This is a genomic window from Micromonospora echinospora (assembly GCF_900091495.1).
Classification (GTDB): Bacteria; Actinomycetota; Actinomycetes; order Mycobacteriales; family Micromonosporaceae; genus Micromonospora; species Micromonospora echinospora.
Map to the genome: position 1 here is coordinate 1289434 of NZ_LT607413.1, position 13136 is coordinate 1302569.

General features: G+C 73.7%; 11 protein-coding genes. 6 read left to right on the forward strand and 5 right to left on the reverse strand.

The annotated features are described in order from the left end of the window. Window positions 1–7 precede the first annotated feature (7 nt). The 4 genes from GA0070618_RS05735 (at window position 8) to GA0070618_RS05750 (ending at window position 5880) form a co-directional block, all read left to right on the forward strand. A complete protein-coding gene (locus tag GA0070618_RS05735; protein ID WP_088980704.1) occupies window positions 8–1447 on the forward strand; it encodes a GuaB1 family IMP dehydrogenase-related protein in 1440 nt (479 codons plus the stop codon). Window positions 1448–1559: 112 nt separating this feature from the next. Further along, window positions 1560–2078 carry a MarR family winged helix-turn-helix transcriptional regulator gene (locus GA0070618_RS05740; protein WP_088980705.1) on the forward strand — a complete coding sequence of 173 codons (519 nt, stop codon included), beginning with the start codon at window positions 1560–1562 and terminating at the stop codon, window positions 2076–2078. Next, window positions 2072–3802 (forward strand): ABC transporter ATP-binding protein, encoded by a 1731-nt coding sequence (locus GA0070618_RS05745; protein WP_088980706.1) that lies wholly within the window; start codon window positions 2072–2074, stop codon window positions 3800–3802. Before GA0070618_RS05740 ends, GA0070618_RS05745 begins: the two co-directional genes overlap by 7 nt. Then, entirely contained in the window at window positions 3799–5880 is a 2082-nt protein-coding gene (locus GA0070618_RS05750; RefSeq protein WP_414467562.1) for an ABC transporter ATP-binding protein, read from the forward strand. The genes GA0070618_RS05745 and GA0070618_RS05750 overlap by 4 nt, the downstream gene beginning before the upstream one ends. A gap of 54 nt (window positions 5881–5934) precedes the next feature. On the opposite strand, the gene thrS is transcribed toward GA0070618_RS05750, so the two are convergent. After that, the gene (thrS, locus tag GA0070618_RS05755) at window positions 5935–7200 is read right to left on the reverse strand and encodes a threonine--tRNA ligase (RefSeq protein WP_331253152.1); all 1266 of its coding nucleotides are present in this window, start codon (window positions 7198–7200) and stop codon (window positions 5935–5937) included. A 538-nt stretch (window positions 7201–7738) separates the two neighbouring features. Between thrS and GA0070618_RS05760 the strand changes: the two genes are divergently transcribed. Beyond that, window positions 7739–8362, forward strand: a complete 624-nt coding sequence (locus GA0070618_RS05760) for a DedA family protein (protein ID WP_231931619.1) — start codon at window positions 7739–7741, stop codon at window positions 8360–8362. An 18-nt stretch (window positions 8363–8380) separates the two neighbouring features. On the opposite strand, the gene GA0070618_RS05765 is transcribed toward GA0070618_RS05760, so the two are convergent. Continuing rightward, window positions 8381–9784, reverse strand: a complete 1404-nt coding sequence (locus tag GA0070618_RS05765; protein ID WP_088980710.1) for an NAD(P)H-quinone dehydrogenase — start codon at window positions 9782–9784, stop codon at window positions 8381–8383. 107 nt (window positions 9785–9891) lie between these two features. Here GA0070618_RS05765 and GA0070618_RS05770 point away from each other — a divergent pair, with 107 nt between their 5' ends. Continuing rightward, window positions 9892–10347 carry a gamma-glutamylcyclotransferase gene (locus GA0070618_RS05770; RefSeq protein WP_088980711.1) on the forward strand — a complete coding sequence of 152 codons (456 nt, stop codon included), beginning with the start codon at window positions 9892–9894 and terminating at the stop codon, window positions 10345–10347. Between the two features lie 134 nt (window positions 10348–10481). On the opposite strand, the gene GA0070618_RS05775 is transcribed toward GA0070618_RS05770, so the two are convergent. The 3 genes from GA0070618_RS05775 to GA0070618_RS05785 are packed head-to-tail and all read right to left on the reverse strand — an operon-like array spanning window position 10482 to window position 12997. Next, window positions 10482–11246: an SCO6745 family protein gene (locus GA0070618_RS05775; RefSeq protein WP_088980712.1), complete on the reverse strand. Its 765-nt coding sequence runs from the start codon at window positions 11244–11246 to the stop codon at window positions 10482–10484. 43 nt (window positions 11247–11289) lie between these two features. Beyond that, a complete protein-coding gene (locus GA0070618_RS05780; protein ID WP_088980713.1) occupies window positions 11290–12360 on the reverse strand; it encodes a hypothetical protein in 1071 nt (356 codons plus the stop codon). 4 nt (window positions 12361–12364) lie between these two features. After that, a complete protein-coding gene (locus tag GA0070618_RS05785; RefSeq protein WP_088980714.1) occupies window positions 12365–12997 on the reverse strand; it encodes an MBL fold metallo-hydrolase in 633 nt (210 codons plus the stop codon). Window positions 12998–13136: the final 139 nt, after the last annotated feature.

Genomic DNA, 13136 nt, shown 5'->3' on the forward strand with positions numbered 1-13136 from the left:
TGGCCGGGTGCGGTTCCTTCATGGCGCGGCTCCCGCGCACGACCTGACCTACAACGACGTCTTCATGGCGCCGGTCCGTTCCGACCTGGGCTCCCGGCTCGACGTCGATTTGTCCACGGCCGACGGCACCGGCACCACCATCCCGCTGGTGGTGTCGAACATGACGGCCGTGGCGGGCCGGCGGATGGCCGAGACGGTGGCCCGGCGGGGCGCCATCGCGGTGATCCCGCAGGACATCCCGATCGAGGTGGTGGCGAACGTCGTCGCCTGGGTGAAGCAACGGCACCTGGTGCACGACACGGCGATCACGCTCGGGCCCACCGACACCGTCGGTGACGCGATCCACCTGCTGCCGAAGCGGGCGCACGGGGCGGTGGTCGTGGTCGACGACGACAGCCGGCCGGTCGGGGTGGTGACCGAGGCGGACACCGTGAGCGTCGACCGGTTCGCCCAGCTCCGGCACGTCATGTCGACCGAGCTGCACACCGTGCCGGCGGACGCGGATCCGCGTACCGGGTTCGACCGGCTGTCGGCGGGTCGCCGCCGGCTCGCCCCGGTGGTGGACGCCGGGGGCCGCCTGGTCGGGGTGCTGACCCGGCAGGGCGCGCTGCGGGCCACCCTCTACCGCCCGGCGACGGACGACCGGGGGCGGCTGCGGATCGCCGCCGCGGTCGGCATCAACGGCGACGTCCGGGGCAAGGCGGCGGCGCTGCTGGAGGCGGGGGTGGACACGCTGGTGGTGGACACCGCCCACGGCCACCAGGAACGGATGCTCACCGCGCTGCGGGCGGTGCGCGGACTGGATCCGGCGGTGCCGGTGGCGGCTGGCAACGTGGTCACCGCCGAGGGGGTACGCGACCTGGTCGAGGCCGGCGCGGACATCGTCAAGGTCGGGGTCGGTCCGGGCGCGATGTGCACCACCCGGATGATGACCGGGGTGGGGCGTCCGCAGTTCTCCGCGGTGTTGGACTGCGCGGCGGCGGCCCGGGAACTGGGGCGGCACGTGTGGGCCGACGGCGGGGTGCGGCACCCCCGGGACGTGGCGCTGGCGCTGGCCGCCGGGGCGTCCAACGTGATGGTCGGTTCCTGGTTCGCCGGCACCTACGAGTCCCCCGGCGACCTCTACACCGACGCCGACGGCCGGCGGTACAAGGAGAGCTTCGGGATGGCTTCGGCGCGGGCGGTCAGCGCGCGGACGGCCGACGACAGCCCGTTCGACCGGGCCCGCAAGGCGGTCTTCGAGGAGGGCATCTCCTCGGCCCGGATGTACCTGGATCCGAACCGCCCCGGGGTGGAGGACCTGATCGACGAGATCGTCGCCGGGGTGCGCAGCGCGTTCACGTACGCGGGGGCGCGCAACCTCGCCGAGTTCCACGAGCGGGCGGTGGTCGGGGTGCAGAGCACCGCCGGCTACACCGAGGGGATGCCACTGCCGACGAGTTGGTGAACGGGTGCCCGCCGTCCGCCGGGGCGGCGGCGTCCGTCGGGAAGGCGACAGCCCACCGCGTGCGGGCGGAAATCGATTCGGCCCCTGACTGTACGGGGGCTAACCTGCACCCATGGACCTCCACGACCTGCGGGACGCGCCCCTCGGCCGCCTGCTCGTGGTGGCCGGGCATCTGGTGGCCCAGCGGTGGAACCGCAGGCTCACCGAGGAGTACGGCCTCACCCAGGCCGGCCTGGCCACCCTGATGACCCTCGACCGGTACGGCACGCTGACCCACCGCGCGGTCGCGGAACGGTGCTTCGTCCGTCCGGCCACCCTGACCGGCATCGTCGACACCCTGGAACGGGACGGACTGGTCAGCCGGCAGCGGGACGAGACCGACCGCCGGTCGGTCCGCCTGACCATCACCCCCGCCGGCCGGGAGAAGATCGCCGGGCCTGCCGGGCTGGTCGCCGCCAACCCGCCGTTGACCTCGGTCGACGCCGACCCGGACCGGGCCGCCGTGATCCGGGAGTTCCTGCTCGAGGTGATCGGCAGCGGCGAGCCGGAGCCCTGCGGGAACGACCGGTCAGGAACGCGCGGGGAGGCCGGCCCGCAGGGCGACGTACGGGCGGGGGGCGCGTCGTGCTGATCGGGCTCCTGCGGCGGCACCTGCACCCGTACGCCCAGCCGCTGCTGGCGGTGGTCGTGCTCCAGTTCGTCGGCACGATGGCCTCGCTCTACCTGCCGCGCCTCAACGCCGACATCATCGACCGGGGCATCGCCCGGGGCGACACCGACCTCATCGTCCGACTCGGCGGGTGGATGCTCCTGGTCAGCGCGGTCCAGGTGGTCTGCGCGATCGTGGCCGTCCGGTACAGCGCGCTCGCCGCGATGGGTTTCGGCCGGGACGTACGGGCCGCCGTCTTCCGGCATGTCACCCGCTTCTCCGCCCGCGAGGTGGCCCGGTTCGGGGCACCGTCCCTGATCACCCGGAACACCAACGACGTGCAGCAGGTGCAGATGCTCGTGCTGGTGGCCGGCTCGATGCTGGTCACCGCGCCGATCATGAGCGTCGGCGGGCTGGTGATGGCGTTACGCGAGGACGTCGGGCTCTCCTGGCTGGTGGTGGTCAGCATCCCGGCGGTGGCCGTGGCGATCAGTCTGATCACCCGGCGGCTGGTCCCGCTGTTCCGGCGACAGCAGACCCGCATCGACGTGGTCAACCGGGTGCTGCGCGAGCAGATCAGCGGCATCCGGGTGGTCCGGGCCTTCGTCCGCGAGCCGTACGAGACGGAGCGCTTCGCCGCCGCGAACGCCGACCTGACCGACACCGCGCTGCGCGCCGGCCGGCTGCTCGCGACGATCTACCCGGTGATCCTGCTGGTGCTCAACGTCTCCAGCGTCGCGGTGCTCTGGTTCGGGGCGCTGCGGGTCGAGGCCGGCCAGATCCAGGTCGGCGCGCTCACCGCGTTCGTCGCCTACCTCACCCAGATGCTGATGGCGGTCATGATGGCCACGCTCATCCTGATGATGGTGCCCCGCGCGGCGGCCTGCGCGGAGCGGATCACCGAGGTCCTCGACACCGAGCCGTCGGTGGTCCCGCCCCGGGAACCGGTCGCCCCCACCGGGCCGGCCGGTGTGGAACTGCGTGCCGTGCGGTTCCAGTACCCGGGCGCGGCGGCCCCGGTGCTGCGTGACGTCTCCTTCCGGGTCACCGCCGGCACCACCACGGCGATCGTCGGCAGCACCGGCGCCGGCAAGACCACCCTGCTGTCGCTGATCCCCCGGCTGGTCGACGTGACCGCAGGCTCGGTGCTGGTCGACGGGGTCGACGTCCGCGACCTGGACCCGGAGACCCTGTGGGGACGGATCGGGCTGGTGCCGCAGCGGCCGTACCTGTTCACCGGAACGGTGGCGAGCAACCTGCGGTACGGCAACCCGGACGCGGACGACGAGGAGCTGTGGGCCGCGCTGGAGATCGCCCAGGCCCGAGAGTTCGTCGCGGCGATGCCGGGCGGGCTGGACGCCGAGATCGCGCAGGGCGGGACGAACGTCTCCGGCGGCCAGCGGCAGCGGCTCGCCATCGCCCGCGCGCTGGTCCGCCGGCCCGGGATCTACCTCTTCGACGACTCGTTCTCCGCCCTCGACCTGGGCACCGACGCGCGGCTGCGCGCCGCGCTGCGCCCGGTGACCCGGGACGCCGCCGTGCTGGTCGTGGCGCAGCGGGTCTCCACGGTCGTGGACGCCGACCAGATCGTGGTGCTGGAGGACGGGGCCGTGGTCGGGATCGGTCGCCACGCCGACCTCCTGGACACCTGTCCGACGTACGCGGAGATCGTCTCCTCCCAGCAGACCGCGGGAGCGTCGGCGTGAGCGCGCAGGCCGTACCCGAGGAAAAGCGGAAGGGACAGATGGGCGGGAACGAACGGACGCCCCGGCGGTTGCCGCCGGGCGCCCGGCGCGGCGGGCCGGCGACCGGGGTGGGCGTGCCGGCGGAGAAGCCGCTGGACTTCGGGCCGTCGGCCCGCCGGTTGCTCGGCCTGCTCCGGCCGCACCGGGGCCGGCTCCTCGCGGTGGTCGCCCTCGCCGTGGCCGGCGTGGGGCTCACCGTGGTCGGGCCGCTGATCCTCGGGTACGCCACCGACCTGATCTTCGGTGGGGTGCTCAGCCGGCAGGTCCCGGCCGGGCTGACCACCGAGGAGGCCGTGGCGCGGGCCCGGGCGGCCGGTGACGACACCCTCGCCGATCTGCTCGCCCGGATGGACGTGGTGTCCGGCGCGGGCATCGACCTCGGCCGCCTCGGGCGGGTGCTGCTGCTGGCCCTCGGACTGTTCCTGCTGGCCAGCCTGCTGACCTGGGTGCAGGCGCACATGCTCACCGGCGTGGTGCAGCGGACCGTGCAGCAGTTGCGCGCCGACGTGGCGGCGAAGCTGCACCGCCTGCCACTGCCCTATTTCGACCGGCAGCCCCGGGGCGAGCTGCTCAGCCGGGTCACCAACGACATCGACAACGTCGCGCAGAGCCTGCAACAGACGCTGAGCCAGTTGCTCACCTCGGTGCTGACCGTGCTCGGGGTGGTGGTGATGATGATCGTGGTCTCGCCGCTGCTGACTGTGCTCACCCTGCTGGCGATACCGGCGTCGGTGCTGGTCACCCGGCAGGTGGCCAAGCGCTCACAGCGGCAGTTCGTCGCCCAGTGGACGCACACCGGGCAACTCAACGCCCTGGTCGAGGAGGCGTACACCGGGCACGAGCTGGTCCGGGTCTTCGGTCGGCAGCGGGAGGTCGAGGCGGACTTCGCCGCGAAGAACGAGGAGTTGTACCGGGCCGGGTTCGGCGCCCACTTCGTCTCCGGGATCATCATGCCGTCGCTGATGTTCATCGGGAACCTCGGTTACGTGCTGGTCGCGGTGGTCGGCGGCCTGCGGGTGGCGGCGGGGGCGATGAGCCTGGGCGAGGTGCAGGCGTTCATCCAGTACTCGCGGCAGTTCACCCAGCCGCTGACCCAGTTCGCCTCGATGATCAATCTGCTCCAGTCCGGGGTGGCCTCGGCCGAACGCGTCTTCGCCGTCCTCGACGCGCCCGAGCAGACCCCGGACCCGGTGACCCGGACCCCGGAGCTGCCGGCCGCCGGCGCACGGGTCGGTCCGGTGGTGACCCAGCGGACCGGCCGGCCGGCCGGGCGCGTCGCCACCGGCCGGGTCGAGTTCGAGAAGGTCTCCTTCCGGTACGACCCGGACCGGCCGCTGATCGAGGACCTGTCGCTGGTCGCCGAACCCGGGCACACGGTGGCGATCGTCGGGCCGACCGGCGCGGGCAAGACCACCCTGGTCAACCTGATCCTGCGCTTCTACGAGCTGGACTCCGGGCGGATCACCCTGGACGGGGTGGACGTCACCACGATGCGCCGGGACGAGCTGCGCGGCCGGATCGGCATGGTGCTCCAGGACACCTGGCTCTTCGGCGGGACCATCCGGGAGAACATCGCCTACGGCCGGCCGGACGCGACCGAGGAGGAGATCCTGGCGGCGGCCCGGGCGACCTTCGTGGACCGGTTCGTCCGGAGCCTCCCGGACGGGTACGACACGGTCATCGACTCCGAGGGCGGCAACGTCAGCGCCGGCGAGAAGCAGCTGATCACCATCGCGCGGGCCTTCCTCGCCGAGCCGTCGCTGCTCATCCTGGACGAGGCGACCAGCTCGGTGGACACCCGTACCGAGGTGCTGGTGCAGCACGCGATGGCGGCGCTCCGGTCGGACCGGACCAGCTTCGTCATCGCCCACCGGCTCTCCACCATCCGGGACGCCGACCTGATCCTGATGATGGAGCAGGGCCGGATCGTCGAGCAGGGCACCCACGAGGAGTTGCTCGCCGCCGGGGGCGCGTACCACCGCCTGCACCACGCCCAGTTCTCCGCCCCGGTCCAGGACGACCCGTCGCCGGTGCCGTGACGCCCACCGGTGGTGCCGCCGGCCGTCGACGGCGGGCGGCACCACCGGTGACGGTCACCCCAGCGGTGGACGGGCGGCAGCGGTGACCAGGTCGAGGGCGGCGGAGCCGGGCAGGGGGTCGAGCCGTCGGCCGTCGCGCTGACGCAGGCTCACCCGGCCCTCGGCGGCCTCCCGGGGGCCGACCACGGCCACGTACGGGATCCGGCGGCGGGCGGCGTCCCGGATGCGCGCGCCGAGGGAACCGGCGGCGTCCACCTCGGCCCGCAACCCGGCGTGGCGGCAGTCCCGGGCGAACCCCGCCGCCGGGTCGGCCTGCCGGTCGTCCAGCGGGAGCACCACCACCTGCACCGGGGCGTACCAGGCCGGGAACGCGCCGGCGTGCTCCTCGATCAGGTACGCGAAGAGGCGTTCCATGCTGCCGACCAGGCTCCGGTGCACCATCACCGGTCGACGTCGCTTCCCGCCCCCGTCGACGTACGACAGGTCGAACCGCTCCGGTTTGTCGAAGTCGAGCTGCACGGTGGAGAGGGTGAACTCCCGCCCCGCCGCGTCCCGCACCTGGATGTCGATCTTCGGGCCGTAGAAGGCGGCCTCGCCGGGGGCCTCGGTGTGCTCGATCCCGACCAGGGCGGCCCGCAGCAGTTCCTCGGCCCGACGCCACTGCTCCTCCTCGCCGACGTACTTCTCCCCCGGCCCGCGCAGCGACAGCCGGAACCCGGCGGCCCGTACGCCGAGCGCGGCGTGCGCCGCCCGGATCAGCCCGAGGATCTCCGCGACCTCCGCGCCGACCTGTTCCGGGGCGCAGAAGTTGTGCGCGTCGTTGAGCGAGATGGCGCGTACCCGGGAGAGCCCGCCGAGCACCCCCGAACGCTCCGCCCGGTACATGCCGCCCAGTTCGGCGACGCGCAGCGGCAGCTCCCGATAGGAGCGGCCCCGGGACTGGTAGACCAGCGCGTGGTGCGGGCAGAGCGCCGGCCGGAGGACGAACTCGTCCGCACCCAGTCGCATCGGCGGAAACATGTCGTCGGCGAAGTAGCCGAGGTGACCGGAGCGGTCGAAGAGGTCCCGCCGGCCCAGCGGCGGGGTGTGGACGTGCTGGTAGCCGGCCCGGCGCTCCACCTCCCGGAGGTACTCCTCGACCGCGTGCCGGGCGGCTGCGCCGGCCGGCAGCCAGAGCGGCAGCCCGGCGCCGCTGAGCGGGTCGGAGGCAAAGAGGTCCAGGTCACGGCCGAGCCTGCGGTGGTCGTTCATCGGGGTCTCCTGGTTCGGGTACGACCCCGGAAGCGACCGGTCGGAGCACGGCGAAGGCCCCGGGCGGATCGCCCGGGGCCTCGTCGACGGATCAGGTCAGCGCGGCGTGCCGGGGTCACCCGGCGTCGTCGTCACCACCGCACTGCGCATGCCGCGACCGTACGCCGCCCCTCGCCCGCCACGCACCCGTTTTCCACCCCCGTCGATCAGGGGGTTGTGGTGTGCGGATGGTGACGATCGCGGGTTTTGGGTGGTGCCCAAAGTCCATGATCGACGGGGTGGCGGGGCGAGGCGGACCGCCGGCACGGGACCTGCCGGCGGTCCGCGAGCGACCCGCTCGTCGGGAACGGGGGACCCGACGCGATCGGGCCGCGCTGTCAACGGTACGCGCGCGGCGACCGATCCGCCGACCATGCCGGTCCCCCGCGAAGGCGTCGTTTTCCGTAACCTCTGCGGTAGCTCGACGTTGTACCCAGGTGGCTCCACCCGTGGTGGGGGTCACCACCGGCCGGGGCTGTCCGTGGTGACGCGGCACACGCCGTCAGGCTCGGTACACCCCGATCGGCCGAACCGCGAGGTGGCAGTGGCGCCCGACCTACTCACCGACGTGGCGTCACCCGCGTGGGCCTACCTGATCCTGCTCGGCCTCCTGGCGGTGGACGCCTTCGTCCCGGTGATCCCGACGCAGGCCATCATGATCACCGGCGGCGCGCTGACCGTGTACGGCGAACTGAACCTCCCGTTGACCATCGGGATCGGCGCGACCGGGGTGTTCGCCGGCGACCTGGCCTGCTACCTGCTGGGCCGACGGACCCCGGAGCGGGTGGCGCCCCGCCAGCGGCGACCGGGTCGGGCCCGCCGGGCGGCCGGCCGGTTCACCCAGGGGCTGCGCCGTCCCGGCCCGCTGGTGATCCTGCTCTGCCGGTTCGTGCCCGGCGGACGGATGGCGGCGTGCTTCTCCGCCGGCCGCAGCCGCTACCCGTACCGCCTCTTCCTCTGTTACGAGGCGGTCGCCGCGCTGGGCTGGGCGGCGTACGGCGGACTCGTCGGCCACCTGGGCGGCGCGGCGCTGACCCGGTCGGCCTGGCTGCTGGTGCTGATCGCGGCCGGGGCGGCGGCCGGGTTCGCGGCGGCCGGCTGGGCGTTGAACCAGGTCGCCGCCCGCCAGGCGCGCGTCGCCGGGGCCGCCCCCGGGGCGGAGACGACGACAGTGGGCACCTCCTCCCGCTGACGACGCCCCGCCCGGCGGTCACTCCAGCTCGTGCAGCATCAACTGTCGGGCCGCCTCGGCGATCGAGCCGGACAGCGACGGGTAGATGGTGAACGTCTGGGCCAACTCGTTGACGGTGAGGTTGTTCTCCACCGCCATGGTGATCGGCAGGATCAGCTCGCTGGCCTTCGGCGCGACGACCACCCCGCCGACCACCTGACCGCTGGCGGGCCGGCAGAACAGCTTGACGAAGCCGTCGTTCAGCCCGGCCATCTTGGCCCGGGGGTTGCCGGCCAGCGGCAGCATCACCTGCCGCGCCGGCACCTTCCCGGCGTCCACCTCGTTCTGCGACACCCCGACGGTGGCGAGTTCCGGGTCGGTGAAGACGTTCGCCGAGACGGTCCGCAGCCGCAGCGGCCGGACGGCCTCGCCGAGCGCGTGCCACATCGCGATCCGGCCCTGCATGGCGGCGACGCTGGCCAGCGGGAGCAGCCCGGTGCAGTCACCGGCGGCGTAGATGCCGGGCACGGTGGTGCGGGAGACCCGGTCCACGGTGACGTACCCGCCCTGGGCGAGCTGGACGCCGTACTCGGCGAGACCGAGGCCGGCGGTGTTCGGCACCGAGCCGACCGCGATCAGCGCGTGCGAACCCGCCACGAGACGTCCGTCGGAGAGCTGCACCTCGACCCCGTCGTCGGTGCGGCGGACCGCCTCGGCGCGGGAGTTGTTGAGGATGCTCATGCCCCGGGAGCGGAACACCCGCTCGATGGCCATCGCCGCGTCGGCGTCCTCGTGGGGCATGACCCGGTCCCGGCTGGAGACCAGGGTGACCTCGACCCCCATCGCCAGGTACGCGCTGGCGAACTCGGCACCGGTCACGCCGGAACCGACCACGATCAGGTGTTCGGGCAGGTCGGGGAGGTCGTAGACCTGCCGCCAGGTGAGGATGCGCTCGCCGTCGGGCACGGCGGTGGGGAGCTGGCGCGGGGTGGCCCCGGTGGCGATCAGCACGGTCGACGCGGCGATCGAGTGTTCCGGCTCGCCGTCGGACGGGGTGACCACGACCCGGTGGGTGTGCCCGAGGGTGTCCTCGCCGAGCCGGGCCCGGCCGGTGACGACGTTGACGCCCGCCTTGACCAGCTTGGCGTGGATGTCGGCGGACTGGGCCAGGGCCAGCCGCTTGACCCGCTCGTGGACGGCCCGCGCGTCGACGGTGACCGCCTCCAGGCCGTCGGAGTCCACCCCGAACTCCTCGGTGTCCCGGTAACCGGTGACCACCTCCGAGCTGGCGATGAAGGTCTTCGAGGGGACGCAGTCCCAGAGCACGCAGGCACCGCCGGCCCCCTCGGCCTCCACCACGGTGACATCGGCGTCGAGCTGGGCGGCGACCAGCGCCGCCTCGTATCCGGCCGGCCCACCGCCGATGATCACGATCCGGCTCACAGCGCTCGCCCTCCGTCACTTCCCATGATGGTTTTCTTTACCCCAGACTGCCCGACACGCACCGTTCGTATTCTCCCCCGCCCGTCCGCCGGGCTATCGTCATCGCTGTGCGTCATTACGCCGCCTACGGCTCAAACCTGGACCCCGCCCGGATGCGCGCCTACTGCCCGCACTCGCCGATGGTCGGCGTCGGCTGGCTGGAAGGCTGGCGACTCACCTTCGCGGGTGAGGGCGTCATCGGCTGGGAGGGCGCGGTCAGCACCATCGTCGAGTCCCCCGGCGACCGGGTGTTCGTGGCGCTCTACGACATCCACCCGTACGACGCCGCCCAACTCGACGAGATCGAGGGGGTGACCGCCGGCACGTACCGGAAACTGCACGTCCGGGTCTCGACCCTGGACGGCGACGTGACCGCCGGGGTCTACGTCTTCGCCGGGTACGAGGGCGGGCTCCCCACCGCGTGGTATCTCTCCGAGATCGCCAACGCCGCCGAGAAGGCGGGTGCGCCCGACGACTACGTCAAGGAACTGCGGTCCCGGCCCACCGGCACCGCGTCCGCGTAGCACGTCTGACACCCCCTCAGTCTGCGCTGGTCGTCACCCGCCCGACCGACCGCCCCCACCTCGGGTCGGCTGGCGCACACGTAATCCATCCGGAGGGTGGAGAAGCCGTCACGCTGCGCCGACCAGCCAGGACGTCAGTGGCCGGTCGGCGGGCACCCGTCGGCGGCGCGCACCCGCCGGTGGGTGACGGTCAGCAGGTCGACCAGTTCGACCCGCTCCGCCGACCCCAGGGCCCGGAAGGCGGAGGAGACCAGGCGGTCGGTCGCCGCCTCCGCCCAGAGCCTCCGCCGCACCAGCGGGCCCACCGGCGGATACGGACGGGGCCAACCGCCGGCCATCGCCCCGGCCTCGCCCTCCGCCCCGGCGAGCACCGCCTCCAACGGGGTCATGCCGCTGACCCGCACGGCGAGCAGGTACGCGCCGAGGTACAACTCCCGCAGCAGGTGCAGCCCCACGGCCGCGCGCGCACCGGGCGCGTCGTCCGGCACCGGCATCGCCCGCCAGGCCGCGAAGAGGGGCAGGCCGTGCGCCTCCGCGGCGGCCACCGCCCGGTGCAGCAGGTCGGCGAGGCGGTTCACGCCGGGGGCGTCGGCCAGGTGCTGACGACCCCAGCGACAGCACTCGGCGAGGCCGGCCTCGGCCACCTCGCGCGGGGCGACCACCCGGGCTGCCGCGTCCCAGCCCTCGGCGACCGCGTCCGGGGCGATGAAGCCCAGGCAGGCGGCGGCGGTCTCCGACCCGACGGCACCGAGCGCGCCGCCCCGGGCGGTGACGTAGAAGGCCCACCCGGAGATGCCGAGCAGCCGCGCCCGGCGGCGGGTGGTGGGGCACCGGGTGTACGCCTCCCCCAGCTCCACCACGATCGCCCGGCTCGCCGCGGCGGCCTGTTCCGGTGTCATCCGGCCCGTCCCCGACGGGTCTCCAGCCGTACGTCCATCCGGTTTAGTCTGCCGTGTCGTCGTCCGTCCCGTCAGTCCCCTCTTCGGCGAGAAGCGTCTCCCACGCCCCCTCGACCTCACCGGTGTGCCGGCGGGCCGCCGTGACCGCCCGCTCGGCGGCCCGGCGAGCCAGCTTGCGCCGGCTCACCTCCTGCTCGGCGACGGCCCGTCGGCGTTCCACCTCGGCCAGCTCGGCCTCGACCGCGGTCAGCGTGTCGGCGGCGTCGCGCTCGGCCGTCGTCGCGCTGCCCAGCTCCTCCTCGGCCCGTTCCTGGTCGGCGCGCGCCCTGGCGAATTCCCGTTCCAGCGCCCGCCGCCGCTTCGCCCGTTCGGCCCGTTCGGCCCGTTCCGCTCGCTCGGCCGCCCGGGCCGCCCGGTCGGCCTTCCTGGCCCGTTCCGCCTGGTCGACCTTTCCGGCTCGGGCGGCCCGATTTGTCTCGCCGGCCCGGGCGGCCCGATCGGTTTCGCCGGCCTGAGCGGCCCGGCCGCCCCGCCCCGTCCGCCCTCCCGCAGCCGCACGCCCGGTGGGCTCCCCGCCCTCCGGCGGCTCCCCGGCACCACCGGTGAGCAGCCGGAGCTGCGGCCGGGGCACCTCGCCGAACCCGGCATAGCTGGCGGCCCGGAGCAGCCGGCCGGCACGCACCTGGGCGGCCACCTCCGTGTCGGCGAGCGCGGCGTTGAGGGTCGCCTCGACCTCGGCCAGCGGCAACCGACCGGCCGGGGGCGCGCCCTCGGTGCCGGTGGCCAGCGTCCGGGCCTCGGCCACCAGGGCGGCGACCACCGCGCGCCGCTGGGCGGAGAGTTCCCGCAGCTTCGGCCCGCGCAGGTCACGTTGGGCCGACCGGAGCGCCTCGGCCAACTCCACCAGGCCGGCCACCAGCTCGGGACGCCGGATGGCGAGCAGGTTGACCAGCCAGGCCGCGACGGTGGGCCGGCGCAGCTTCGCGACCTCCCGGGCCGTCGCCGGGTCGCCGGCCCGGCGGGCCTCGGCCACGGCGGCGTCGCGGGCGGCCACGAACCGGTCCGGCGGCGTGCCGTAGAGCCGTTCGACCAGTTCTCGGGAGGGGCCGGGCATCGGCTCAGACGTCGATCCGGGTACCCGGCGTCAACCGCTGGTAGTCGACGGTGGAGAGCCGCCGGAAGTTGGTCTCCAGCACGGTGAGCCCGTTGGCGTTGAGCAGCCCGTCGTGCAGGGCGTACGCCCGGCGCGGGGCGACCGCCCGAAGGAAGTCCAGAGACTCGGAGAACTTCACCCACGGTGCGTGGATCGGCAGGAAGAGGGTGTCGACCGCCACGTCGTCCGGTGCGACCAGGGCGTCACCGGGGTGGTAGACCACCTCGCCGACCAGGTACCCGAGGTTGTCGACCACCGGGATGTCCGGGTGGATCACCGCGTGCCGGCCGCCGTAGGCGCGGACCGGGACACCGGCGGCGGTGAACGACTGCCCCGGCTCGACCGGGGTCAGCACGTCCGGCAGGCCGTCCACGGTGGTGGCCAGCGACGCCGGCCCGTACAGGGTGAAGGGGCGCCGGTCGAGCTGGCGAGTCAGCGCCGCCACGTCGACGTGGTCCGGGTGCTGGTGGGTGATCAGCACCGCGTCGACCCCGTCAAGCGCCTCGGCGGTCTCGCTGAACGTTCCCGGGTCGATGACGAGCACTCCCCCGTCGTGCTCGACCCGGACGCAGGAGTGGCCGTACTTCGTCAGCCGCATTCGTGACTCCTCGACAACCAAATCGTGATCTCTTGACCGCAGTTTGCCGGAACGAAGGCGGCACCGCGCCTCGTCTGATCGAACGCTCCGGCGGGTCGGGTCAACGGACCCGAACCGCCGGGACCGCGAGGATCGGAGA

Excerpts from the sequence above, each read along its gene's own strand:
- GA0070618_RS05785 (WP_088980714.1), bottom strand. The coding sequence starts at position 12,997 with ATGCGGCTGACGAAGTACGGCCACTCCTGCGTCCGGGTCGAGCACGAC.
- GA0070618_RS05775 (WP_088980712.1), bottom strand. The coding sequence starts at position 11,246 with ATGACACCGGAACAGGCCGCCGCGGCGAGCCGGGCGATCGTGGTGGAG.
- GA0070618_RS05740 (WP_088980705.1), top strand. The coding sequence starts at position 1,560 with ATGGACCTCCACGACCTGCGGGACGCGCCCCTCGGCCGCCTGCTCGTG.
- GA0070618_RS05780 (WP_088980713.1), bottom strand. The coding sequence starts at position 12,360 with ATGCCCGGCCCCTCCCGAGAACTGGTCGAACGGCTCTACGGCACGCCG.